A 24,726-nucleotide genomic window follows, 5' to 3' on the forward strand; every position below is an offset into this window, starting at 1 on the left:
GGCCTGGTCTCGATGCGCAGTTAAGATAATTCTTAATCTTCAGGCAGACTTAAACGCAAAAGCGCATCGCTTACAAGCGCAAATCATCCGCAGACAAAAGTTGGTAGTGTGGTTATCGGCAGTGGCGAGAAAATGTTCAGTGGGATAGTGGATTTATTGCGCAAAGTTGACAGCACGCCGCGCGGAGATTCTCCGGCGGCGTGCTGTCAGGTGGCATTAACTGACGTCATCTGGCGCGTTCAGGTTAAATGCATGCCGATATAGCGCTCATAACGTGCGGGTTTCACGCGTGACAGATCGACCAGCACCAGACCATCAATGCAGTGATTGAAATCCGGATCGCTGCCGAAATCGATAAACTGCACGCCGCCCGGCTCGCACACTTCCGAATACTGTTTGTACAGCGTCGGAATCGCGGTACCGAGATTAGCCAGCAAATGCTTGAGACGCCGCAAATCGTCGGCGTAGTTATCGCCGGTGAACTGCGCCAGCACCTCCGGCAGCGACGCCGGATAAGGGCGGCGCGACTTCGCCAGCGGCAGGTCGGTCGGAAAGTAGAGACGGTAAAATGCCACCAGCAGATCGCGCGCCGCCAGCGGCATGGTGCCGGAGATTGATACCGGACCGAACAGGTAGCGCGTCTGCGGATAGCGCGCAATGTAAGCGCCGATGCCCATCCATAAATAATCCAGCCCGCGCTTGCCCCAGTAGGCCGGCTGAATGAAGCTGCGCCCCAGTTCCAGCCCCTGCTGAATAATCGGCAGCATGCGCTCGTCATAGTGGAACAGGCTGTCGCTGTAGATGCCCTGCAGCCCGCGCCGTGCCAGCTGCTCGGCGCCGGGAATAAAACGGTAGGCCCCGACAATCTCCAGCGCCTCGTCATCCCATAAAATCAGGTGATAGTAATCATCGTCATACTTGTCGAGATCGCGCCGCCTGCCGCTGCCCTCGCCCACCGCACGGAAGGCGATTTCGCGCAGCCGGCCCAGTTCACGCAGCAGCGGCACCCAACTGGCCCCGTTGCGCCGCCACAGGTAAATCTGTTTGCCGTCCGGCAGCGTCCCGAGCCGTTCACTCTCCAGCAACGCTTTTTTCAGCTCAGCGCGATCTTCCGGGCGGGCGATGGCGGCTTCGGTAAGAAACAGACCGCGCCGTCCCTGACCGATGCGGTACAGATGCTTGCGCAGCCGCTTCGCCAGCTCTTTGCCCGGCGTATGGCCATCGTGCCAGTTGGCGAAGGGAATCTGCTCGCCGATATGCAGTTTGATGCGCGTGCCGCGCTGGCGGAACATTTCGCGCACCAGCATCAGCAGCGCCAGCGGTGCCGCCACCTTCGCCGCGGCGTAAAACGCCAGGCTGTTACGTCCTACCAAGTGCACCGGTACCAGCGGCGCGCGGGCGCGGGCGGCCAGGCGCAGAAAACTGTGGTGCCAGTGACGGTCACGCACGCCGCGGCTGGACAGGCGCGAGACTTCACCGGCCGGGAAGATAATCAGCGCGCCCTGGTTGTCGAGATGCTGCTGCATGCGCGTCAGCTGCTCGCGGCTGGTGCGGTTGCCCATGTTATCCACCGGCAGCATCAGGTTGTTGATGGGTTCCAGCATCATCAGCATGCGGTTGGCAACGATTTTCACGTCGCGCCGCACCTGCGATACCGCCGCCAGCAGCGCCAGGCCGTCCAGCGCGCCAAGCGGATGGTTGGCGACGATCACTACCGGCCCGTGCGTCGGGATCTGTTCAAGGTCGCGTTCGCTGAGCTCACAGCGCACATCCAGGTGCTCCAGCACCTGCTCCACCATATCCACCCCTTTCAGATGCGGATAGCGCTGGGCAAAGTCCTGAAACTCCTGTTCACGCACCGCCCACTTCAGCAGGCTTTTCTGCCAGTGCGCCGGTTGCTGGCCTGGCCAGTAAGTATTGAGAAGCTGATCAACGGAAAACATGGTGCACCTTTTTATACGCAGCGGTTTATTCCCCTGACGTTAAAACGGCTTGTTTTCAGATTTATGACCACGGCAGATGCGGACAGGAAAAAGTATCGGCGCGCTTTGTGCTGGCGCATAAAAAAGTCAAATTTACCTTAAATGAGAATTTTCCAGACAGGACTTAAATCTTATTCTTAAGACCCGTGAATTAATCTGGTCACACCTCTGCTAATGAATTTTCATCGGTGTTTATTCCTTGCATTCTTTTTTTTGTTTATTTTTGGACTACACATATGATTCATTCGGTATTTATAGTTGATGACCACCCATTAATCTGTGCGGGTATTCAGGCACTGCTGCACGCTTATGACTATTCGGTTGCAGGCATTGCCAACAAAGGCGATTTATTGATTAGCGAATTACATCATGCGCAGCCAGACGTGGTGCTGCTGGACCTGACCATGCCCGGCCGCGCGGGCATTCCGCTGATTGCCGACATTAAACGTATTTTGCCGCAGCAAAAAATCATTGTTTTTACCGCCTCAGAAAGCCTGTTTTATCAACGCTGTTGTCTGCAGTTAGGGGTAGAAGGCTATGTGTGTAAACGCGGCGATTTGGAAACTTTATTGACAGCAATAAAAGAAGTCGAGCGCGGAAAACGTTTTTATCCGGTCACGCACAGTGCGGCGGATGCCGCCGAGCTGATTGAAAGCGAGAAATTGATGAGTTTAACGCGCCGCGAATTGATTGTGCTGGTGAAACTGGCCTCCGGGATGAGTAATAAAGAGATCGCCTCACAATTACAGCTGAGCAGTAAAACCATCAGCACTTATAAAATTAAAATTCTGCGTAAGCTCGGCCTGAAAGGGATTAGCGGAATTAATACGGCGGCGCGCGCCAATGAGCTGGTGTGAGTCAAACCCGGCCCGGTCCGCCAGCGTGACGACCGGGCAGCAGATCAGAGCTTGAGCGGCGGCAGCTGAGAGAATACGCTCAGCAACCCTTTACTCCACAGCTGGCGGATCTGGGAAAAGTAGGGATGCTGTTCGGTGATGTGGTACTGCTCGCTGTCGCTGAAGCTGTCGCTGTGGTAAACCATCGCGTCGAGCGGCAGGCCGACGGAGATGTTACTCGCCAGCGTCGAATCCATGGAGATCAGCGCACACTGCATCGCCTGGCTGAGCGAGGTCTCATAGCGCAGCACGCGGTCAATAATTGGCTTACCGTATTTGCTCTCACCAATCTGGAAGTACGGCGTGTCGACGCTGGCTTCAATAAAGTTGCCCTGCGGATAGATCTGGAACAGCCGCGGCTCTTCGCCGCGAATCTGCCCGCCCAGCAGCAGCGTGCCGCCAAACTCCTCGCCGTCGCGCGCAATCACTTCACGCAGCGTGGCGCCTACCAGCAGCGCAATGTCGTACAGTGAACGCCCGTTGAGCAGATTGGGTTGTTCGCTGTCGTTACAGTTGCGCCGCAGCAGGCTCATCACGCTCTGCGTCGTCGCCAGATTGCCGGCGCTTTGCAGCACCAGCGTGCGCTCATCATCCACCTGAAACACATGCAGTTTGCGAAACGAGGAGATATGATCCACGCCCGCATTGGTGCGTGAATCCGAGACAAAAATCATCCCGGCCGATAAACGCATTGCCACACAATAAGTCATAGTTACGCCTGTTCCGATTACTGCTGCCCGTGCACCTGTTGCACCGCAGCCACCGCCAGCATATCTTCACCGCCGCCGCCCAGACGAATGCCGCGCACCGGACAGGCATCGAGATAGTCGACGCCCACCGCCAGCCGCAAATGCTGCCGCGTACTGCGCGTGTTATTGGTGATATCAAAGCTGTGCCAACTGCCATCCAGCCAGGCTTCAACCCAGGCATGGGTAGCAACGTGTTCAACGTTGTCAGTATACAGATAGCCACTGACGTAGCGCGCCGGGATCCCCAGGCTGCGACAGCAGGCGAGAAACACGTGGCTGTGATCCTGGCAAACGCCGCTGCCGGCAGCAAACACTTTCGCCGCGCTGTCGCTTACCTGCGTGCTGCCGGGCTGGTACGGCATTTTCAGCAGCAGCTCGTCCATCAGTTTTTCCAGGCTGGCGAGCGGTTTCTCCGCCTGCCAGTAGCGTCGGGCAAAGTCGCGGATTGCCCCGTCCGGCTGGGTCAGCGGCGTAGCGCGCAGAAACACCAGCGGCGACAGCGTCGATTGCGGATCCGGCGACAGCTCGCTGGCATCCAGAATCTCGACCACACCGCGCGCGGCAATCTCCAGCAGCTGATGCGGCCTGTCCAGCGTCAGCACGTGCAGCACGTTGCCATAAGCATCCAGCGTGCGCGTCGCCTCACACGGCAGATCGAGCTGCCACGACAGCACCTGCTGGTGCACCGAATTCTGCGGCGTCAGGCGCAGATACTGGGTGCTGAGTTTTACCTGCTGCTCATAGGCGTACCAGGTTTTGTGCTCAATGTTCAGTCTCATTTCGCCTCCAGATAGGTGTGATTGATGCTCTCCGCCAGCGCGTTGATGCGGCTGAGAAAATGGTCCAGCCACGGCTGCAGGCCGTCGCGCGTCAGGCTCTCCCAGGTGCTGAAGCGCATCTCCGCCAGCAGGACCGTACTGAGATAGCGCGGGCGATCCTCGCCGCTGCTGCCAATCTGCTCCAGCTGGCTGGCGATCTCTTCAATGCAGGAGTGCAGCGAGCGCGGACTTTCGCTGCGCAGGATCAGCATTTCGTTGACCAGCGGCGGCATCAGCTGCTGCTTAAAGATGGCGTTGTAGGCCTCGCGCGCCGACACTGCGCGCAGCAGGCTATCGAGGCAGTAATATTCCCGTACCGTGTCGGGATGCTGCTCCAGCAGCTGCTGGTTGACGCTCAGCAGCCGCGCGGTGCCGTCGCTGCGCTCCATCAGCGTGCCAAGCCGGATAAAACGCAGCGCATCGCCGCGCAATAGCGTGCCGGACATCGCGCCGCGAAACAGATGCGAACGCTCTTTCACCCAGTCGAAGAAGCTGTCGGCACCGGCCGGCGAGATGCCGCGGCGGCGCGTGTTGCGCATCTCGATCCACGTCGAGTTAATGCTTTCCCACACTTCGGATGACAGGCTGCCGCGCACCGCGTGCGCGTTATTCCACGCCGCCTGCCAGCAGCTGAAAATACTGCTCGGGTTGCGATCATCCAGCGCGAAGAAGTTGAACAGCTGCGGCATGGTGCAGCGCCCGTTGAGGGTTTCAAACAGCTGACGCGTGCCGGTCAGGTTGAGCGGCAACAGCAGTTCGTCGCCCTGGCGATTGCGCACCGGCATCAGCGACAGGCGATGGGTCACATCCAATACCCGGGCAAGTTGTTCTGCGCGCTCCAGATAGCGCGCCATCCAGTAAAGGCCACTGGCCGTCCGGCTTAGCATGATGTGTCATCCTCCAGCACCCACGTGTCCTTGGTGCCGCCGCCCTGCGACGAGTTCACCACCAGCGAGCCTTCGGTCAGCGCCACGCGCGTCAGGCCGCCCGGCACCAGCCGGATATCCGCGCCGTACAGCGCAAAAGGCCGCAGGTCGATATGGCGCGGCGCCAGACCGTTGTCGATAAAGGTCGGGCAGGTGGAGAGCGACAGCGTATCCTGCGCGATGTAATTATCCGGCCGCGCCAGCAGCCGTTCGCGAAACTCGCTCAGCTGCTGCTGGCTGGCGACCGGGCCAATCAACATGCCGTAACCGCCGGCACCGTGCACCTCTTTCACCACCATCTGCGCCAGATTGGCCAGCACGTAGCTCAGATCCTGCGGCTTGCGGCACTGCCAGGTGGGCACATTGTTGAGGATCGGATCTTCATCAAGGTAGTAGCGGATCATCTCCGGCACGTACGGATAGATCGACTTGTCATCGGCAACGCCGGTGCCGATCGCATTCGCCAGCACCACATTGCCGGATCGGTATACCGACAGTAATCCCGGCACGCCGAGCATCGAATCCGGCCGGAAGGCGAGCGGATCGAGAAAAGCGTCGTCCACGCGGCGATAGATCACATCCACTTTGCACGGCCCGGCGGTGGTACGCATCAGCACCGCGCCGTCTTTGACAAACAGATCGGCGCTCTCCACCAGCTCCACGCCCATCTGCTGGGCGAGAAAACTGTGTTCGAAGTAGGCGCTGTTGAAACGTCCCGGCGTCAGCACCACCACCACCGGATCGTTAACCGGCGAGCTTTCGCGCAGCGTCTGCAACAGGTGCGATGGATAGCGCTCCACCGGCGCGATATGCTGCGCGGCAAACAGCTCCGGATAGAGGCGCATCATCATTTTGCGGTTTTCCAGCATGTAGGAGACGCCGGACGGCGTGCGCAGATTATCCTCCAGCACGTAATAGTCACCGTCGCTGTTGCGTACCATATCGACACCGGTAATGTGCGCGTAGATCTGGCGATGCAGATCGACATCCTGCATACAGGGCTGATACTGATCGTTAACCAGCACCTGCTCGGCCGGCACGATGCCGGCTTTGAGAATATATTGCTGATGGTAGATATCGTGCAGGAAGGCGTTGAGCGCCTGAACGCGCTGGCGAATGCCGCGTTCCAGCATCGCCCACTCGCTGGCAGGAATGATGCGCGGCACGCTGTCGAACGGGATCAGCCGCTCGGCACCGCCATCGTCACCGTAGACGTTGAAGGTGATGCCAACGCGATGAAACAGCAGTTCTGCCTCTTCACGTTTACGCGCCACCGCCTCTTTGTCCGCCTGTTGTAACCATTCCCAGTAATGCTGATAGTGAGCGCGGTGCTGACCGTCGCTCTGCAACATCTCATCGTAGAAGGTTGATGCTATCTGGTCGCGTGCTTTCATGATTTACCCGGCGCTTGTCAGAGGACCTGACTTCTCTCCTGCACAAAGTGTGCCAGAGGCCCGCCGCCGCAACGGCACGCGCGCCCCGAAAGCGGAGCCGCGCCGGATAATCCTTGCCTTGCACCTTACTGGTGCATCAGCTGCTGCGCCACTGGCAGCCAGATTTCGGTCATTGCTCCTTCGCCGCCGGTGAACGGGTCGCGATCCGGCAGCGGCACGCGCTGGATCTGCTCTTTCGACGCGCGCAGCCGGGAGGGTTCGTCGCGCACTGTTTCCGGTGACATTCCTTCAGGATAGGCGCCAACGGTGAAAAAGTCGTCGGAAGCAAACACCTGTTTATGGCCCACGCCGGCCGGGATCAGCACCGCATCCCCCTCACGCAGCGTCACCATGCGGCCGCTGTCGCCGCCAAACAGCACTTCCGCCCAGCCCGCGCCGACGCCCAGTACCTCATGGGTGTTGGGATGATAGTGGGTGTAAGGAAAAATCGGCGCGCGCCACGCCGCAGGCCAGCCGCTGGCGCTAAAGGTTTTTTCAAACCAGGCCGCGCTGTCCTCCTCCTCTTCCGGCACCACGCACGGCCAGATGATCAGCGGCAGCGGATTATTGGGTACACCGCCGGACGGCAGCGATAACATTAAATGCTGCGGGTTACCTGACGATCCCGCGGAAAAGGTACCGGCGGCGAAAGACATCAGTAACAGCAGACTGGAAGATTGGGCAGACATACTCTTTCTCCGGATAGCCACGTTGCCTAATTGTGGCAAAGCCACCGGGCATTGCAATGTGCGCACACCGGCAAAATTCACATAAAAGAATGATTTAGCTTACTAAAGCCAAATTACTTATTAACATATTTAACATTTCGTGGCATGCCATGGCGCGCCTCCTTTACCCGGCGTCTGCCGCAGCTAAAAACAGGCAAAAAAAAACCGGTGGATTTCGCCACCGGTAGAATCAACAGTTGATTCAAAGGCACTGACAGGTTATCGCAGGCGGTCAGCGATGGGTTTCACCACGTTCTCCCCTTCGCGACCATAAAACTGAAACAGCGTCTCGGCTGCCGCCTCGGTGAGCACCATGATTTCAATGCGGCGGTTACGTGCGCTGAGCGGATCGGCTTTGTCGAGCGGCATACGGGACGACATGGCATTCACCTGCAGCACGCGCGTGCTTTCCAGCCCGCCGCGCTCCAGCGCGCGCCGCGCCGCCAGCGCACGGTCACCGGAGAGATTCCAGTTGTTGTACGCCGCGTTGCCGCTGTACTGCGCGGCGTCGGTGTGGCCGCTGATCATGATTTTGTTGTCGATACGGTTAAACACCGGACCGAGTTCGGTCAGCAGGCGCTGATAAAACGGCGTCAGCACCGCGCTGCCGCGCGGGAACATCATGCGATCCTGGTCATCCTGAATCAGGATACGCAGCCCCTGCGGCAGGGTTTCCAGCGTCAGCAGGTTCTGAGCGTGATAGCTGTTGATGATGCTCTGGATCTGCTGACGCAGCTGCGCCAGCTCGGCGTCGGAGCGCGACAGCACGCTATCCAGGTCTTCCTGCGGCTGGCTGGCGTTACTGTTGCTGTCGCTGTTTTCCGCGCTGGTGTCACTGACGGTGGCGCCCTCGGTCGGCGGCGCAATCGCCAGAGTTTCACCAATGATGGCGGAGCCGCGTCCGGTTTCGACATCGAACGGATTAAAGCCGGAACCGTTAAACACCGAGGTGCCGTTAAGCTGCGCGACGATCTCCTTACGCTCGTCTTCGGTGACGGCGCCCATGATCCACAGCACCATAAACAGCGCCATCATCGCCAGCGTGAAGTCGGCAAAGGCCACCTTCCATGCGCCGCCGTGAGCCCCGTGATGCGCTTTCCTGCCGCCGCGTTTAATGATCAACTTTGTGGTGGTGACCAAAGGGGCCGAGCGTATTTCTGAAGTGTCGGCGCGCTTTACCCTCGACGCGCTGCCGGGCAAACAGATGGCGATCGACGCCGATCTCAACGCCGGGCTGATCAATCAGGAACAGGCGCGCGTGCGGCGTCAGGATGTGGCCAACGAGGCGGACTTCTACGGCGCGATGGACGGTGCCTCCAAGTTTGTGCGCGGTGACGCCGTCGCCGGCATCATGATCCTGCTGATCAACGTGCTGGGCGGCATCCTGATCGGCGTTTTCAAACACGGTTTACCGGCCGGCCAGGCGTTCGAACAGTATGTGCTGCTGACCATCGGTGACGGTCTGGTGGCGCAGATCCCGTCGCTGTTGCTGTCGACGGCGGCGGCGATCATCGTGACGCGCATCAGCGACGGCGCTGACATGGGCGAGGAAGTGAAGTCGCAGCTGCTGGCGAAACCGGCCACGCTGTATACCGCCGCAGGCGTGATGTTTGTGCTGGCGATTGTGCCGGGCATGCCGCACATGGTGTTCCTCGTCTTCACCGCCCTGCTGCTGTTCGCCGCGTGGCGCCAGAGCCGCGTGGTGCAGAAGCCGACGCAAAGCCATGTCGACATGGAAGCGATCAATCAGGCGCTGGCGCAGCCGGACGAACAGCCGACCATCAGCTGGGACAATATTCCGCTGGTCGAGCCCATCGGCCTTAACCTGGGCTACAAGCTGGTCACGCTGGTGGACAAAGGCAAAGGCGCGCCGCTGACCCAGCGTATGCGCGGCGTGCGCCAGGTGGTGTCGGAAACCAGCGGCGTGCTGCTGCCGGAGATCGCCCTGCGTGAAGATTTCCACTTAAAGCCGTCGCAGTACGCCATCAAGATCAACGGCGTTCGCACCGCGGTGGGTGAAGTGCACGCCGACCGCCTGATGGCGCTGCCGACGCCGGATCAGTACGGTGAGATCGACGGCCTGCTGGATACCGATCCCGCGTACGGTATGGCGGTGACCTGGATCCTGCCGGAGCAGAAAGCCAAAGCGCTGAATCTGGGTTATCAGGTAGTCGACTGCGCCAGCGTGGTGGCCACGCACGTCAACAAAGTGGTGCGCGAAAACCTGCCGGAGCTGTTCAACTACGATGATATTACTCAGCTGCATCAGCGGCTGGCGAGCGTGGCACCGAAGCTGTCGGAGGATCTCAACGCGGCAGTGAACTACAGTCTGCAGCTCAAGGTGTATCGTCTGCTGCTCAACGATCAGGTATCGCTCAAGGACATCACGACCATCGCCACCACGCTGCTGGAGAGCGTGGCGATCACCAAAGATCCGATCCTGCTGACCTCCGACGTGCGTTATGCGCTGCGCCGCGCCATGGTGGCGGCGATTGCGCCGGACAACAAACCGCTGTCGGCCTATACGCTGGATAACAGCCTGGAAAACCTGCTGCTGGCAGCGCTCAATCAGGCGCAGCAGGGCGGCAAAGTGGCGCTGGACAGTTTCCCGGTCGACCCTAACATTCTCACCCAGCTGCAGAGCACGCTGCCGGTGATGATGGAGCAGCTGAAAGCGCAGAACCTGACGCAGGTGCTGCTGGTGACGCCGCAGCTGCGGCCGCTGATTGCGCGCTACGCCCGGCTGTTCGCCAGCGGGCTGAATGTGCTGTCGTATAACGAGGTACCGGACGATGCCAATCTGCAGATTGTCGGGCAGGTGAGCTGATGCGTTGCGGAAAACTGTTATAAAAAAACACCGCTGATCTGTCTCTGCCGCCCTTCACTGTTATGTGGTTTACTGGCAGGCAGTGATATTCAGAGGTGAATAATGGACGCGATTAAACAAATTCTGATCGATGAAATCGACACGCTCAACCGCGAAGAGCGGCGCGATAATCTGCCGCGTTTTAGCTTTAACTTCCTGAAAACCCATCCGGGGCTGTGGGGCGTGATGTACCTGTGCTACGGCCTGTGCGTGGCGCTGATTTTCTCGACTGAGATGCTCGGCTGGCCGGCCTTCTGGTTCGCCACGGTGTTCGTGCTGGTGATGAGTTTTCTGATGTTGCTGGACATCAACCCGAAATACCGCTTCGAGGACATCGATACGCTGGATCTGCGCGTGTGCTACAACGGCGAGTGGTATTACGTGCAGCCGGTCTCACAGCAGGCGCTGGACAAGATCCTTGAGAATCCAGGCACGCCCGAGCGCGTGCGCAGCGGCATCGATCGCCTGATGCAGCAGAAAGGAGAAGTGGATTTTTATGATGTCTACTACCTGACCTGGGGCCATCAGCGCGCCGCGAAGATCTGATCGGGCAAATTCATTCCTGCTTCCATGGTATTTATAAGCCCTTAATGACTCACTGCTTAATTACTACCCCCAGCGTCTTTACACAGAAGGTATGCGAAGCTAAAGAGGGTAGTAAGACAACGCCTCAAGGCTGGGTCAGGAAGTTTCGCCGCGCGCACCAAATCAAAACGCCGGCACGCCGCTGTGAAAGCGCAGCTCAGCGTCCGGCTCGCTGATCAAGCGCGCTTCCGCTGCCCCGATCGCCCGCACGCGCGGCGCGATATCCTTCGGTGAAATCTGTGCCGCCAGCGTCAGGTAATCCTGATAGTGGCGCGCTTCGGAACGCAGCAGCGAGATGTAAAACTTCTCCAGCTGCGCATCCAGATACGGCGCCAGGCTGGCGAAGCGCTCGCAGGAACGCGCTTCGATATACGCCCCGCAAATCAGTTTATCCACCAGCGTATCCGGTTCATGGGTGGTCACTTCACGCAGCAGCCCTTTGGCGTAGCGGCTGGCGGTGATCTTACGATAGGGCAAACCGCGCGCCTGCATGATTTCCCACACCTGATAAAAGTGGTGCAGCTCCTCTTTGATCAGCAGCACCATCTTTTCCACCATCTCATCAGCCCACGGCAGTTCATTGCGCACAATGATGCTTTTGCTGAGATTCTTGTGGGCATTGATAAAATCGCTGTCGTGATTCTCGCCGAAAATAAAATCTTCGTACGGCTGCAGCCACGCCAGAATCGCGTCGCCACTGGGTTTATCCGCGACGTATTTGCGAATCAGCCACACCGCGGTCTGCGCCGCTTTCAACTCGCATACCATGTGATCGGTAAGCAGCAGCGTGAGATTTTCCGGCTTGCGCGCTTCATCAATCCACGCCTGCGGCGTGCGGCACTGTAAAAACTGGTGAATGGGGTCTAATAGCGAAGCGTAATTCATCGGAGGTTCTTTGCTGGCAGGAAAATTACCGGGCGGCACGTGCCGCCCGTCAGGGCTTAGTGACGCACACCGTCATCGTCTTCGTCGTCGATCTCTTCGCCGTCGTCTTCATCTTCGGCATCCGGATCTTCAAAGTAGGTGCCCCAGCCGTCGTAATCGACGTTGTATTTCCCGACCAGATTCACCAGCTGCTCGACCTGCGCGTCAATCAGTTCCGGCTTCAGCGCCGATTCGCTCAGGATGTCGACGCACATCACGGTGCTGCCGTCTTCCAGCTCCAGCTCTTCCGGCTCGGTGACTTCATAGCCCAGCTTGAAAGCGTCAACCGCGGCTTTCTCCAGCGAGTCGAAGTTGTTGCAGGAGAGATGATGCTCGATGGTGTAAAGCGCATCCGGATCGCTGCCGTCTTCCAGCAACTCTTCAATGATCAGGCGCGTCTCTTCGCGCTGTTCTTCCAGCAATGCTTCGTATGCCATGGGCGTGTCCTCAAAATGGTGGCAGTGAATGCAATTATTTTCCCACACTGCCTCGCGCGCCACTACACAAAACAGAAAGTTTCTTATCGCTGGGGTTGAAAATGCATATTCATACGGTTAGATTGAATTTTAATTCATTATTGATGTAATGCGGAGCGCAGTATGAGTCAGCTGTATTCGAGACATTTCCTGAGATTGCTGGATTTCACCCCAGCCGAAATCACCGGTTTGTTATCACTCGCCAGTGAATTAAAACAGGCAAAGAAAAACGCCAGCGAAACCCAGTACCTGAAAGGCAAAAACATCGCGCTCATCTTCGAAAAAGACTCGACCCGTACCCGATGCTCTTTCGAAGTTGCCGCCTACGATCAGGGCGCTAACGTCACCTATCTCGGTCCGAGTGGCAGCCAGATCGGCCATAAAGAGTCGATGAAAGACACCGCGCGCGTACTGGGACGCATGTATGACGGCATTCAGTATCGCGGCTACGGTCAGGCGCTGGTAGAGACGCTGGCCGAATATGCCGGCGTGCCGGTGTGGAACGGCCTGACCACCGAGTTCCATCCGACGCAGCTGCTGGCTGACCTGCTGACCATGCAGGAGCATCTGCCGGGCAAAGCACTGAACCAGATGACGCTGGTGTACGTCGGCGATGCGCGCAACAACATGGGCAACAGCATGCTGGAAGCGGCGGCGCTGGTGGGGCTGGACCTGCGGCTGGTGGCGCCGAAAGGCTGCTGGCCAGAAGAGGAGCTGGTGGCGCAGTGCCGCGCGGCAGCGCAGCACACCGGCGGCAAAATCACCCTGACAGAAGAGATTGCCGAAGGCGTGCAGGGTGCTGATTTCATCTATACCGACGTCTGGGTATCGATGGGCGAAGCGAAATCGGTGTGGGAAGAGCGCATCGCCCTGCTGCGTCCCTATCAGGTGAACAGCGCGATGCTGGCGCTGACCGGCAATCCGCAGGTGAAGTTCCTGCACTGCCTGCCCGCGTTTCATGATGACCAAACCACGCTCGGACGGCAGATGGCCGAACAGTATGGCCTGCACGACGGCATGGAAGTCAGCAACGAGGTGTTTGAATCCGACCATAGCGTGGTGTTTGACCAGGCGGAAAATCGCATGCACACCATTAAAGCGGTGATGGTGGCGACGCTGAGTCAGCGCTAAGCCTGCACGGCGCAAACGTTTACCTCGCGCGTGATTTCTGCTTGATGCGGCTCAATGAATGCGTATAATGCGCCACAATTTGCCGGAGGAAACATGCAACAGCGCAGCGCACAATTTGCCGCTCCCGTACGCCTGAATGCAGGCGGCGCTCCTGTTTCTTTCCGTCATTCATCGATCGCCAGAAAGCCCCTGTAAAGGGGCTTTTTTTTGTCCGCAATCCGGCAGCGCAGAGGAGAGAGCTATGGCCAACCCGCTATATCGCAAGCACATTATTTCCATCAACGACCTCAACCGCGATGAGCTGGAGCTGGTGCTGCATACCGCCGCCCAGCTGAAAGCCCATCCGCAGCCGGAGCTGCTGAAACACAACGTTATCGCCAGCTGCTTCTTTGAGGCTTCAACGCGCACCCGCCTGTCGTTTGAAACCGCGATGCACCGGCTGGGCGCATCGGTGGTCGGTTTTGCCGACGGCAGCAACACCTCGCTGGGCAAGAAAGGCGAAACCCTCGCCGATACCATTTCGGTGATTGGCACCTATGTGGATGCCATCGTGATGCGCCATCCACAGGAAGGCGCGGCGCGCCTGGCCACGGAGTTCTCGGGCGGCGTACCGATCCTTAACGCCGGTGACGGCGCCAACCAGCATCCGACGCAGACGCTGCTCGATCTGTTTACCATTCGCGAAACGCAGAGCCGCCTCGACAACCTCAACGTGGCGATGGTCGGCGACCTGAAGTATGGCCGCACCGTGCATTCGCTGACCCAGGCGCTGGCGAAATTCAGCGGCAACCGCTTCTACTTCATCGCACCGGATGCGCTGGCGATGCCGTCCTACATCACCGATATGCTGGATGAACAGAACATTGCCTGGTCGCGCCACGACAGCATCGAAGAAGTGATGCCGGAGCTGGATATTCTCTACATGACGCGCGTACAGAAAGAGCGTCTCGATCCCTCAGAGTATGCCAACGTGAAAGCGCAGTTCATCCTGCGGGCGGCCGATCTGGCCGGTGCGCGCGATAACATGAAGGTGCTGCATCCGCTGCCGCGCATTGATGAGATCACCACCGATGTCGACAGCACACCGCACGCCTGGTATTTCCAGCAGGCCGGCAACGGCATCTATGCCCGCCAGGCCCTGCTGGCGCTGGTACTGAATAGCGAACTGGCACTGTAAGGAGCAGAACGATGACCCACGATAACAAACTGCAGGTTGAAGCCATCAAACGCGGCACGGTGATCGACCATATTCCGGCGCAGGTCGGCTTTAAGTTACTGTCACTGTTCCGCCTCACTGAAACCGATCAGCGCATCACCATCGGCCTTAATCTGCCGTCGGGCGAGATGGGGCGTAAGGATCTGATCAAAATCGAAAATACTTTTCTGACCGATGATCAGATCAATCAGCTGGCAGTATACGCGCCGCACGCCACGGTGAATCGCATTGATGAGTATGAAGTGGTGGCGAAGATCGCACCGACGCTGCCGGAACGCATCGAGCGCGTGCTGACCTGCCCCAACGGCAACTGCATCAGCCGCAGCGAGCCGGTGTTCTCCAGCTTTGCGGTGAAACAGCGTGACGACGATGTGCACCTGAAGTGTAAATACTGCGAGAAAGAGTTCGCGCGCCACGTGGTGCTCGGTCACTGGTAATCGCCCGTTTCCTCCCTATAATGGGGCGAACATTTTCGCGGCGGGCAAGGGTTCGCCGCGCATGCCTAAGGAGAAACAATGTCTCGCGAAATCAGTACTGAAAAAGCCCCGGCAGCGATTGGCCCGTACGTCCAGGGCGTGGATCTCGGCAGCATGATCATCACCTCCGGCCAGATCCCGGTCGATCCGGCCACCGGTGCGGTTCCGGACGACATCGCCGCGCAGGCGCGTCAGTCGCTGGAGAATGTGAAGGCGATTGTGCTGGCCGCTGGCCTGCAGGTGGGCGACATTGTGAAGACCACCGTGTTCGTCAAAGACCTGAACGATTTCGCCACGGTCAACGCCACCTATGAAGCGTTTTTCACCGATCATCAGGCCAGCTTCCCGGCGCGCTCCTGCGTGGAAGTGGCGCGTCTGCCGAAAGACGTGAAGATTGAGATCGAAGCCATCGCGGTACGTCGCTGATTTAGCGGTCATCAATCACCCAGCATGCAGGGGGCGTATCCGTGCGCACCTGGCGAGATCGCCTGGTCGTCATCAATGACGACCCTGCATAGTTCGTGACTTCCGATCTTCCCTATCTCGACGATCGCAGCAGTTTCTCCAGTGGTCGCACCAGCGCCAGCACCGTTTCATCCTGCACCTGCGCCGCCGCATCCAGCTGGGCGTGCATCTGCGCCACCTCGCCTGCACCGTAGGCCTGGTTGCGCTCCAGCGCGTTCACCAGATCCAGCCCCATCCGGCTCAGCTCTGCGACCTGGCGCACCTGCGGCTGCAGTGCTTTCAGCTGATAATTGCCCAGCACCAGCGGCATCACCGCATCGCTGTTGCGCTGCCAGCGCTGCAGCTGAAGGCGCAGGGCGCTGGCGGCAGCGTGATCGCCGCGATTAGCAATCAGCGCATCCACCTGCTTATCCAGCAGCCGCACCGGCTCGCTCTCGGCTGGCAACACGTCCGCCAGCCGGTTCAGCGGCTCAAAATAGTCATAATGCCCGGCCTGAAACTTCAGGTGCTGGCGGGTGTAATACTGCGCGGGTTCCAGCACTTCCGCCAGCACGCGCAGCGGAGTGATATCGCTGCTGTTGGCCAGCCGCATCATCTGCACCTCGGCCTGCTGATGCTGCTGCAGGCCGACCGACACCGTCCCCCAGCGATCAATCGCGCTGAGCCGCTGGTACATATTCTCGCTGTCGGTCACATCCTGCGCCGACCACAGCCGCTCCGCCACCACAAAGGCGCGCGGCCACAGCCGTGTATCAATCACCCGGCTATTCACGTTCTCCGCCCACAGCGCCGCTTCACCGCCCAGCAAATCACGCTGCAGCTGAGCGGGCGTGGGCAGTACCGGAGCAATACCGGCCGGTATCTGCGCCAGCCTGCTGCCTGTGGTCGGATAGCGCACGTTGCCCACCAGCACGTAGCCGGTCAGGCTGTCACGCGTCAGCGTCACCACCGGCTGAAACGGCCCCATCCAGCTGTCGACGCTGAAGGTCAGCTGCGTCGGTGATAGCCAGCGAATGTCGCTGACCTGGCGTCGCGCCTTGCCGCTGAAATCGATAAAACCGCGCCAGCCGTTTTTGCTCTCAATCAGGGTGAAACTGCCCTGCACCGCGCTGCCTTTCAGACGCGGCATAGTGAACTGCCAGCTTTGCGCCTGATCGTCGGCGCGCAGTTGATCGATGCCGTTCAGCCCCTGCGGCCAGGGATCATTGCGATAGTGATACGCGGCGCTCTGCGGCTGGTCGAGATAAAAACCGGTGGATAGAATGCCGCGATACCCCTGTTTTACCACTTCGCTGAGCGCATCCTGCCCCTGCCACGACTGAATCACAATACTTTTCGGCAGGTCGGGATGGTACACCTCATCCCAGCCAAGCATGCGCCGCTGATGCGCGGCGAGAATCTTTTCAACCCGCTGGTTGAACCACGCCTGCAGCGCATGGGCGTCCTGCAGGCCGTGGTCGCGCATAAACTGCTGAATCTTCGGTGAGGCGTTCCACTGACTGGGATCGACTTCATCCCCGCCGATGTGAATGTAGGGATCGGGAAAGATCGCCGCGACTTCGCCAATCAGCGTATCGATAAAGCGAAACACCGCTTCATTGCTGGGATCGAGCAAGGGTTTAAACACCCCCCAGCCGCGTTCCATGGCATATGGACCCGGCGCGCTCATCAGCTCCGGCATCGCTACGGCCAGGGCGGAAGCATGACCGGGCAGATCGATTTCCGGCACCACGCGCACGCCGCGCAGAGTGGCATAGTGCACCAGCTCGCGCATTTGCTGCTGGCTGTAGAACAGGCCATCACTGGCCTGCTGCTGCAGCTGCGGATAGTGACTGGAAGCAAAGCGCCAGCCCTGATCGTCGGTCAGGTGCCAGTGAAACACGTTCATGCGCGCCGCGGCGATACCATCAATCTGCCGCTTGAGGGTTTCCAGCGGCAGGAAGTGGCGTACCGGGTCGATCAGCACGCCGCGCCACGGGAAGCGCGGCCGATCGTCAATGGTGACAAAGGGAATTTGCGTGCCGCTGGCGGTGTTGGCGATCAGCTGCAGCAGGGTTTCCATGCCGCGCATCGCGCCAAAACGGGTAGGTGCCTGCAGCAGTACGCCACTGCTGCTGACCTCCAGATGGTAGCTTTCGTCGCTGTCCGGTTGCGGTAGCGGATCGACCGCGTCGGCAATCCGGACCTGAATGGCGGGACGATCGCTGGCCGGGCTGGCGGGCAGCAGCGCCCAGCCGGTTTGCCGCGCAATGCGGGCGCGCCAGCGCGCTTCGGCCCCTTCCAGGTGATCGCCGGTGATGTGCAGCGAAAATTGCGGCGTCAGGGTAAACGCACCACCGCCTGCGGGCTGCGTCACCTGCTGTGGCCACGGCATCAGCGGCAGATCGCCTGCCGGTGCGGCCTGCGTGGAAAACGTCAGGGAACACAAAACGGCCAGCAGCGTACGGGGCAGAAGCATGGTGGGCATCCTTGTAAGGCAAAAAGATGGGCCGGAAATGGCGCAAAACGCTCATTAAACCTGTTTCGCAACGCAAAGCAAGTTGCAGCCGGCTGAAGTTTGTGCGGCTTAAAACTTTTCAGTGTAGCGGCTGTTGACCACTGCACGGCTTTCAGGCGCTGGCCGCGCTTCTTTGCGACAGGTCAAAAACAGTGCGATTAATTCCCTCTGAAACACCACATGTTGCGATTACACTCCTTAAAATTATCTACATGTAGTTTCCAGCGGAGAAAGGGAAGATGGCAACGGTAGTGATTAAGCGTGACGGCTGCAGGGTGCCGTTTGATGCCCGGCGCATTGAAGCTGCAGTGCGGGCCGCCGCGCAGGCTGCCCAGGTTGACGACCTGGCCTGGTGCACGACGGTCGCTCAGCAGGTCAGCGCGCAGCTGGCAACCCAGACTGAAGTCGATATTCGTGACATCCAGTGTGCCGTGGAAGAGGCGCTGATGAGCGGACGCTGGCCACAGCTGGCGCGCGCCTATATCGAATACCGTCACGACCGGGATCTGGCGCGCGAGCAGCGCGGCAAGCTGCATCATGCCATTCGCGGCCTGGTGGAACAGACCAACGCGGCGCTGCTCAACGAAAACGCCAACAAAGACAGCAAAGTGATCCCGACGCAGCGCGACCTGCTGGCCGGCATCGTGGCCAAACATTATGCCCAGCAGCAGTTGCTGCCGCGCGATGTGGTGCTGGCGCACGAGCGTGGGGAAATCCACTATCACGACCTCGACTACTCTCCCTTCTTCCCGATGTTTAACTGCATGCTGATCGATCTGCACGGCATGCTGACGCACGGCTTCAAAATGGGTAACGCCGAGATTGAACCGCCAAAATCCATCGCCACCGCCACTGCGGTGACGGCGCAGATCATTGCGCAGGTCGCCAGCCATATTTACGGCGGCACCACCATTAACCGCATTGACGAAGTGCTGGCGCCGTTTGTCACCCTCAGCCTCGAAAAACATCGCCAGATTGCCCGCGAATGGCAGATTGCTGACGTGGAAGCTTACGCGCGCGCGCGCACGGAAAAAGAGTGCTACGACGCGTTTCAGTCGCTGGAGTACGAGGTTAATACGCTGCACACCGCCAACGGCCAGACGCCGTTCGTCACTTTTGGCTTTGGCCTCGGCATCGACTGGGCGGCGCGCCTGATTCAGCAATCGATTCTGCGCAACCGCATTGCCGGGCTGGGCAAAAACCATAAAACCGCGGTGTTTCCTAAGCTGGTGTTCGCCATTCGCGAAGGCGTCAATCGCCGCGCCGGCGACATCAATTACGACATCAAACAGCTGGCGCTGGAGTGTGCCAGCAAGCGCATGTATCCGGATATCCTCAACTACGACAAAGTGGTGGAAGTCACCGGCTCGTTCAAAACGCCGATGGGCTGCCGCAGCTTCCTCGGCGTTTACGAGGAAAACGGCGAGCAGATTCATGAGGGCCGCAACAACATCGGCGTGATCAGCCTCAACCTGCCGCGCATTGCGTTAGAAGCCGAGGGAGACGAAGCCCGCTTCTGGACGCTGCTGGATGCGCGTCTGGCGCTGGCGAAGCGGGCGCTGATGACCCGCATTGCCCGGCTGGAAAAAACCAAAGCGCGCGTCGCACCGATTCTTTACATGGAAGGCGCCTGCGGCGTACGGCTCAACGCGGACGACGAGGTGGGCAAGATCTTTCGCAACGGCCGCGCCTCGATCTCGCTGGGCTATATCGGTCTGCATGAAACACTCAACGCGCTAAGCGGCAACGCCGTGCATCCGTATGATGCCGCGCACCTGCGCGCAACCGGCGTGGCGATTGTGACGCATCTGCGCCAGGCGGTGGATGTGTGGAAAGCGGAAACCGGCTACGGCTTTAGCCTGTACAGTACGCCCAGTGAAAACCTGTGCGATCGCTTCTGTCGCCTTGATGCCGCCGAATTTGGCGTAGTGCCGGGCGTGACCGACAAGGGCTATTACACCAACAGCTTCCATCTCGACGTAGAGAAAAAGGTCAATCCGTACGACAAAATCGATTTTGAAGCGCCCTACCCGGCCATCGCTAACGGCGGCTTCATCTGTTACGGCGAATACCCCAACATCCAGCACAACCTGCGGGCGCTGGAAGATGTGTGGGATTACAGCTACGACCGCGTGCCCTATTACGGCACCAACACGCCGATCGATGAGTGCTACGAGTGCGGCTTCAGCGGCGAGTTCAGCTGTACCAGCAAAGGCTTTACCTGTCCGTGCTGCGGCAATCACGATCCAGCGCGTGTCTCGGTCACGCGCCGCGTCTGCGGCTATCTTGGCAGCCCGGATGCGCGGCCGTTCAACGCCGGCAAGCAGGAAGAGGTGCAGCGCCGCGTCAAACACCTTGATACCGGACAGCTGGGATGATGCACATTCATCGCTACTACGATGTGGATATCGTGAATGGTCCCGGCACGCGCTGCACGCTGTTTGTCGCGGGCTGTGAACATCAGTGCCGCGGCTGCTACAACCAGAGCACCTGGCGGCCTGACTCCGGCGTGCCGTTTACGCTGGCCATGGAGGAGCAGCTGATCGCCGATCTGCAGGATCGCCGCATTCCACGTCAGGGGCTGTCGCTGAGCGGCGGCGATCCGCTGCATCCGCACAATGTGCCGCATATTCGCCGGCTGGTGAAGCGCGTGCGGCGCGACTGTCCGGATAAAGATATCTGGCTGTGGACCGGCTACACCCTGGCGGAGCTAACGGCGGCGCAGCGTGAAGTGATTGCGGAAATCGACGTGCTGATTGATGGACGTTTCATCGAAGCGGAAAAAGATGCGCGGCTGCTGTGGCGCGGCAGCCGCAATCAGACTATCTGGTATCTACGCCAGCCACAGTGCGAGGATGCCGAGCAGCATGCCGCTGACGGCCACGCCGCAGAAGGCGATCCACAGCGCGCGCGGCGGGAACGCGCGATGCAGCATCAGTAGCGACGGCACGCTGACCGCGGGCAGCGTCACCAGCAGCGCCAGCGCCGGTGCGACGCCCATGCCCGCCAGCATCATGGTTTGCACGATGGGGATCTCGGCGGCGGTCGGGATCACAAACAGGCAGCCGGCGATGGCCATCAGCATCACCCAGAACAGCGTATTCCCTACCGCGCCGTCCGCGTGCGGAAACAGCCAGACGCGCGCGGCGCCGAGCAGCAGCACCGCCACGATGTAGAGTGGAATGGTGTTACAGAACAGCCGCCACATCACGCGCAGCCAGCGCGTCACAAACCGTTCATGGCTTTCTTGCGGCAACAGCGGCGCGGCAACGGCGGTTTCCGGTACGCTGCGCTGCACCAGCAGGGCAATGCCCAGCACCATCACCCCACCCGCCACCAGCCGAATGGCGGCAAACTGCCAGCCGAGCACAAAGCCCATAAACACCAGCGTTGCCGGATTGAGCAGCGGATTCGCCAGCCAGAACGCCATCGCCGCGCCGCTTGAAACCTGCGCCTGGCGCAGGCCGACGGTCACCGGCGCGGCACAGCAGCTGCACATCATGCCCGGCAGGCCAAAACCGGTGCCGACCAGCGTGGCCCCCAGCCGGTTGCTGCCCATCAGGCGCAGCAGCCAGCGGCGCGGAATCAGCACCTGTACCAGCGAGCCCAGCACCACACCGAGCACCGCGGCTTTCCACACCGCGAGAAAATAGACCATGGCGTAATCCAGCGCGGCGCGCCACGGCGAATCTGCGGCATTGGCAAGAATAGAGCGGCCGATGGAATGGGTTTCTGCGGCCGTGAAGGCTTTGCCATAGTAAGGCTGCCATTTTACGTACCACAGGCCGATAAGCACCACGGCGAGGAACAGCAGCGGTTTCCACCAGGCGAAGCGGGCCGCTGGTGCAGGTGAGGCGAATTGGGTCATGACCGGTTCCGTATTCAACTGAATAACGTATGCCGCGCGGAGGGCGCGACGCAGATCCCACAGTGTTATTCAGGTTATGCCCGTGTGCCAGCGTCGTCACGCTTAAACTTGATCTGTCTCCGGAATTTAACCAATCCCGCCTGCGCCGGCTGGCTTGCGTTTCCGCGCTCAGGGTCCAGACTTGTCTGTTGAAACGTGTCACGCACAGCAGGTGCGTGACCAGCAAGGAGGAGAAAGATGAGCAAGAAAATAGCGGTTCTGATTACCGATGAATTTGAAGACTCAGAGTTTACCTCACCAGCCGAGGCCTTCACCAAAGCGGGCCATGAAGTGGTCACTATTGAGATGCAGGCGGGCAAAACCGTGAAGGGAAAACAGGGCAAAGCCGAAGTCAAAATCGACAAGGATATTGACCATGTCAGCCCGGCCGAGTTCGACGCGCTGCTGCTGCCCGGTGGTCATTCGCCTGACGCGCTGCGCGGTGACGATCGCTTTGTCACCTTTACCAAAGAGTTTGTTGCCAGCGGCAAACCGATTTTCGCCATCTGTCACGGTCCGCAGCTGCTGATCAGCGCGAACGGCGTGCGCGGTCGCAAAATGACCTGCGTGAAAGCTATCGCCATCGATCTGCGTAATGCCGGCGCGGACTTTTACGATAAAGAGGTGGTGGTTGATGATGACAAGCTGGTTACCAGCCGCACGCCTGAAGACCTGCCCGCGTTTAACCGCGAATCCCTGCGCATTCTGAACGCAGCGTAAGGCGGTCGCCCGGTGCGCCTGCGCGCGTGCCGGGCTAACGCTGCCAGACAATCTTTTTGCCAAACCCCAGCGCGTTATCGGTCATTTTCAACTCATCCAGCGTAATTTCCCACAGCGGCGCGGTGACTTTTTTTGCCACCGGAAAGCGCGACTGATAGGCCTTCAGCGCCTGCGCCTCATCGGTCAGTTGTATACGCCCGCGATACTGCACGCCTTTAATCAGCAGCACCGTTTTCGGCTGGCCGTTCACCGTGCCGGCAACGCGTGGATGACGCGCCATCAGCGCGCCGTGACGCGTATCGGCTTCGGTCATCAGCCAGAACGCCATGCGCGCTTCATCGAATACGTAGAAACAGTTGGCGCACCATAGCGCATCGCCGTCGCTGGCACACAGCGACAGCACGTGCTGTTTTTTCAGATAGCGAATCAGATGAGAATGGTCAGACAAGAGCAACTCCGTGCGTTGATAGCGATGCGGCCGCAGGCGCGTTACACTGCCCGCCAGCACATGAACGAGGTTTGTAAATGGAACAGGGCTGGCAGCTGTATATGCTGCAAACCGCCGCCGGGATGCTTTATACCGGCATCACCACTGACGTCAACCGTCGCCTGCAGCAGCACCAGCAGGGGCGCGGTGCCCGTGCGCTGCGCGGCAAAGGTCCACTGACGCTGGTGTTTCACTGCGCGGCTGGCGATCGCGCGGCGGCTTCCCGGCTGGAGTATCAGGTAAAACAGCTGAGCCGGACGCAGAAACTGCTGCTGGTTGCCCAGCAGCCGGCCTGCTTAACGGCGTGGTTTAGTCGATACGATTGAAAGGTGCCGAGAAGGCGATCAGCCCTTCTGCCCCATCGAACGCATCGTCCGCCAGTTTATACACCTGAAACGCCGCTTCGCTGCCGGGCCAGCGGCAGTGCAGGCCGTGACGCGCCGCCGGTTCAAAGCCGAGCGGATTGTAGAACTGCGGATCGCCCAGCACCACCACGGCGCTGTAGCTGAACTCATTGAGCGAATCGAGCCCTTCATACACCAGCTGTTTAGCAATGCCCTGACTGCGCACCGAGGCATCAACCGCCAGCGGCGCCAGCGCCACCCAGTTACGATCCTCGCCCTGCAACGTCACCGGACTGAAGGCCGCATAACCCAGCACCTGGCCTTCGTCATCGGTGGCCACCACGCCCAGCGTGAGTAAACCGTCTTCACGCAGCTGCTGTACCAGTTCCGCTTCGGCTGCGGTGGCAAAACTGCGCTTTAACAGGCTGTCGATGCCTGCCGCGTCCACACCAATTTCAGTACGAATCAACATGAGATCCCCGCGCGCGCCTCAGCGGCCTTCGCGTCCTGTGTCATTCCTGCCTCAACAAAAGCAGCCAGCTGCAGCAACCCCGTGCGCAATGGCGTGGGCATGGCGTCCAGTTCTATGGCATCCATCAGATTCTTCACCTCCAGTCCCAGCTCCGTGTCGCCCTCAATCACCAGACGGCGCTGAAAGAACAACATATCGGGGTCGGCTTTGCGTGCTGCTACCAGCAGCAGATCGTTGGCTTCGCCACGAAACCAGACATCTGCTTCGGCGTCGCGCGAAACGGTCAGGCGCCCGTCCTGCAGCGTGGTGATCCAGCGCAGATTGACGTCCGCGATCTCAATGCCGAGATAGCGCCCTTGCAGAAAGTCTAACTCACCTTCAGCCAAAGCATGACGAAATTGCCAGTTTAGGAGTTGTTGCAAAACCGTTTTTTTCACGGCGAATGGTGTTAGCGACACCGGTAAAGCGAGGAATTCCGGCCCTTTTTCAATTAACAGGCCGCGTAAGCGTGCGAACATGCGCTGCACTCCCTTGAGAAAATTTTATCTATATTGCCACATCCGTCGGCTTTCGCCTCAACCGGGATCAAGGAAATCGCCCCACGTCTGTGCGAAAATTCTCCATTCCG

General features: G+C 59.5%; 23 protein-coding genes and 2 pseudogenes. 11 read left to right on the plus strand and 14 right to left on the minus strand.

Translation table 11 applies throughout. The annotated features are described in order from the left end of the window. Positions 1–239: 239 nt before the first annotated feature. Positions 240–1,943 carry a bifunctional ornithine lipid synthase OlsF gene (gene olsF, locus AC6I7J_RS16490; RefSeq protein ID WP_498006200.1) on the minus strand — a complete coding sequence of 568 codons (1,704 nt, stop codon included), beginning with the start codon at positions 1,941–1,943 and terminating at the stop codon, positions 240–242. Between the two features lie 275 nt (positions 1,944–2,218). Here olsF and AC6I7J_RS16495 point away from each other — a divergent pair, with 275 nt between their 5' ends. Further along, the gene (locus tag AC6I7J_RS16495) at positions 2,219–2,839 is read left to right on the plus strand and encodes a response regulator transcription factor (protein ID WP_021507669.1); all 621 of its coding nucleotides are present in this window, start codon (positions 2,219–2,221) and stop codon (positions 2,837–2,839) included. A gap of 44 nt (positions 2,840–2,883) precedes the next feature. On the opposite strand, the gene AC6I7J_RS16500 is transcribed toward AC6I7J_RS16495, so the two are convergent. From AC6I7J_RS16500 to AC6I7J_RS16525, 6 genes are all read right to left on the minus strand, one after another. Next, positions 2,884–3,588, minus strand: a complete 705-nt coding sequence (locus AC6I7J_RS16500; RefSeq protein WP_031279727.1) for a proteasome-type protease — start codon at positions 3,586–3,588, stop codon at positions 2,884–2,886. A 17-nt stretch (positions 3,589–3,605) separates the two neighbouring features. Then, positions 3,606–4,406 (minus strand): transglutaminase family protein, encoded by an 801-nt coding sequence (locus tag AC6I7J_RS16505; protein WP_498006202.1) that lies wholly within the window; start codon positions 4,404–4,406, stop codon positions 3,606–3,608. Continuing rightward, entirely contained in the window at positions 4,403–5,332 is a 930-nt protein-coding gene (locus AC6I7J_RS16510; protein ID WP_498006204.1) for an alpha-E domain-containing protein, read from the minus strand. Before AC6I7J_RS16510 ends, AC6I7J_RS16505 begins: the two co-directional genes overlap by 4 nt. Next, positions 5,326–6,765, minus strand: a complete 1,440-nt coding sequence (locus AC6I7J_RS16515) for a circularly permuted type 2 ATP-grasp protein (protein ID WP_058770669.1) — start codon at positions 6,763–6,765, stop codon at positions 5,326–5,328. The genes AC6I7J_RS16510 and AC6I7J_RS16515 overlap by 7 nt, the downstream gene beginning before the upstream one ends. A 125-nt stretch (positions 6,766–6,890) precedes the next feature. Beyond that, positions 6,891–7,493 carry a hypothetical protein gene (locus AC6I7J_RS16520; RefSeq protein ID WP_021507674.1) on the minus strand — a complete coding sequence of 201 codons (603 nt, stop codon included), beginning with the start codon at positions 7,491–7,493 and terminating at the stop codon, positions 6,891–6,893. Between the two features lie 258 nt (positions 7,494–7,751). Beyond that, positions 7,752–8,654, minus strand: a complete 903-nt coding sequence (locus tag AC6I7J_RS16525) for a flagellar motor protein MotB (RefSeq protein WP_236569444.1) — start codon at positions 8,652–8,654, stop codon at positions 7,752–7,754. Here AC6I7J_RS16525 and AC6I7J_RS16530 point away from each other — a divergent pair. Continuing rightward, positions 8,644–10,359: pseudogene (locus AC6I7J_RS16530) on the plus strand (flagellar biosynthesis protein FlhA); the annotation flags it as partial. The gene AC6I7J_RS16525 and the pseudogene AC6I7J_RS16530 overlap by 11 nt on opposite strands. A 102-nt stretch (positions 10,360–10,461) precedes the next feature. Next, the gene (locus AC6I7J_RS16535) at positions 10,462–10,944 is read left to right on the plus strand and encodes a YlaC family protein (protein WP_021507677.1); all 483 of its coding nucleotides are present in this window, start codon (positions 10,462–10,464) and stop codon (positions 10,942–10,944) included. A 162-nt stretch (positions 10,945–11,106) separates the two neighbouring features. Here AC6I7J_RS16535 and miaE read toward each other — a convergent pair whose 3' ends face one another. After that, positions 11,107–11,868, minus strand: coding sequence for a tRNA isopentenyl-2-thiomethyl-A-37 hydroxylase MiaE (gene miaE / locus AC6I7J_RS16540; protein ID WP_088516037.1), 762 nt, complete (start codon positions 11,866–11,868; stop codon positions 11,107–11,109). A 56-nt stretch (positions 11,869–11,924) separates the two neighbouring features. Then, positions 11,925–12,344, minus strand: coding sequence for a ribonuclease E inhibitor RraB (rraB, locus tag AC6I7J_RS16545; RefSeq protein WP_010615961.1), 420 nt, complete (start codon positions 12,342–12,344; stop codon positions 11,925–11,927). 162 nt (positions 12,345–12,506) lie between these two features. On the opposite strand from rraB, the gene argF reads away from it, so the two are divergent. The 4 genes from argF to ridA all read left to right on the plus strand — a co-directional run bounded on the left by argF (position 12,507) and on the right by ridA (position 15,632). Next, positions 12,507–13,514 carry an ornithine carbamoyltransferase gene (gene argF, locus AC6I7J_RS16550; RefSeq protein WP_136545806.1) on the plus strand — a complete coding sequence of 336 codons (1,008 nt, stop codon included), beginning with the start codon at positions 12,507–12,509 and terminating at the stop codon, positions 13,512–13,514. 241 nt (positions 13,515–13,755) lie between these two features. After that, the gene (gene pyrB, locus AC6I7J_RS16555; RefSeq protein WP_058770675.1) at positions 13,756–14,691 is read left to right on the plus strand and encodes an aspartate carbamoyltransferase; all 936 of its coding nucleotides are present in this window, start codon (positions 13,756–13,758) and stop codon (positions 14,689–14,691) included. Between the two features lie 11 nt (positions 14,692–14,702). Further along, positions 14,703–15,167, plus strand: coding sequence for an aspartate carbamoyltransferase regulatory subunit (pyrI, locus tag AC6I7J_RS16560; protein WP_010615964.1), 465 nt, complete (start codon positions 14,703–14,705; stop codon positions 15,165–15,167). A 78-nt stretch (positions 15,168–15,245) separates the two neighbouring features. Continuing rightward, positions 15,246–15,632 (plus strand): 2-iminobutanoate/2-iminopropanoate deaminase, encoded by a 387-nt coding sequence (gene ridA / locus AC6I7J_RS16565; protein WP_498006207.1) that lies wholly within the window; start codon positions 15,246–15,248, stop codon positions 15,630–15,632. 112 nt (positions 15,633–15,744) lie between these two features. Here ridA and AC6I7J_RS16570 read toward each other — a convergent pair whose 3' ends face one another. After that, on the minus strand, positions 15,745–18,129 hold the full coding sequence (locus AC6I7J_RS16570) for a beta-N-acetylhexosaminidase (RefSeq protein WP_282954764.1): 2,385 nt from the start codon (positions 18,127–18,129) through the stop codon (positions 15,745–15,747). Positions 18,130–18,407: 278 nt separating this feature from the next. On the opposite strand from AC6I7J_RS16570, the gene nrdD reads away from it, so the two are divergent. After that, a complete protein-coding gene (gene nrdD, locus AC6I7J_RS16575; protein WP_498006210.1) occupies positions 18,408–20,546 on the plus strand; it encodes an anaerobic ribonucleoside-triphosphate reductase in 2,139 nt (712 codons plus the stop codon). Beyond that, positions 20,543–21,007: pseudogene (gene nrdG / locus AC6I7J_RS16580) on the plus strand (anaerobic ribonucleoside-triphosphate reductase-activating protein); the annotation flags it as partial. The gene nrdD and the pseudogene nrdG, both read left to right, overlap by 4 nt. Here the strand turns inward: nrdG and AC6I7J_RS16585 are convergent. Next, the gene (locus AC6I7J_RS16585; protein ID WP_282954766.1) at positions 21,002–22,036 is read right to left on the minus strand and encodes a permease; all 1,035 of its coding nucleotides are present in this window, start codon (positions 22,034–22,036) and stop codon (positions 21,002–21,004) included. The pseudogene nrdG and the gene AC6I7J_RS16585 sit on opposite strands and share 6 nt — an antisense overlap. 237 nt (positions 22,037–22,273) lie before the next feature. Between AC6I7J_RS16585 and AC6I7J_RS16590 the strand changes: the two genes are divergently transcribed. After that, entirely contained in the window at positions 22,274–22,795 is a 522-nt protein-coding gene (locus AC6I7J_RS16590; protein WP_021507686.1) for a type 1 glutamine amidotransferase domain-containing protein, read from the plus strand. 34 nt (positions 22,796–22,829) lie between these two features. Here AC6I7J_RS16590 and AC6I7J_RS16595 read toward each other — a convergent pair whose 3' ends face one another. Continuing rightward, positions 22,830–23,243 carry a YhbP family protein gene (locus AC6I7J_RS16595; RefSeq protein WP_058759569.1) on the minus strand — a complete coding sequence of 138 codons (414 nt, stop codon included), beginning with the start codon at positions 23,241–23,243 and terminating at the stop codon, positions 22,830–22,832. 77 nt (positions 23,244–23,320) lie between these two features. On the opposite strand from AC6I7J_RS16595, the gene AC6I7J_RS16600 reads away from it, so the two are divergent. Beyond that, positions 23,321–23,608, plus strand: coding sequence for a GIY-YIG nuclease family protein (locus tag AC6I7J_RS16600; RefSeq protein ID WP_058770681.1), 288 nt, complete (start codon positions 23,321–23,323; stop codon positions 23,606–23,608). Here AC6I7J_RS16600 and AC6I7J_RS16605 read toward each other — a convergent pair. Together AC6I7J_RS16605 and ubiT are read right to left on the minus strand one after the other, a co-directional pair. Beyond that, positions 23,592–24,098, minus strand: a complete 507-nt coding sequence (locus AC6I7J_RS16605; protein ID WP_021507689.1) for a GNAT family N-acetyltransferase — start codon at positions 24,096–24,098, stop codon at positions 23,592–23,594. The two genes, AC6I7J_RS16600 and AC6I7J_RS16605, sit on opposite strands and share 17 nt — an antisense overlap. Then, positions 24,092–24,616 carry a ubiquinone anaerobic biosynthesis accessory factor UbiT gene (ubiT, locus tag AC6I7J_RS16610; protein ID WP_058759570.1) on the minus strand — a complete coding sequence of 175 codons (525 nt, stop codon included), beginning with the start codon at positions 24,614–24,616 and terminating at the stop codon, positions 24,092–24,094. Before ubiT ends, AC6I7J_RS16605 begins: the two co-directional genes overlap by 7 nt. Positions 24,617–24,726 lie beyond the last annotated feature (110 nt).

Source organism: Type-C symbiont of Plautia stali, assembly GCF_059730935.1.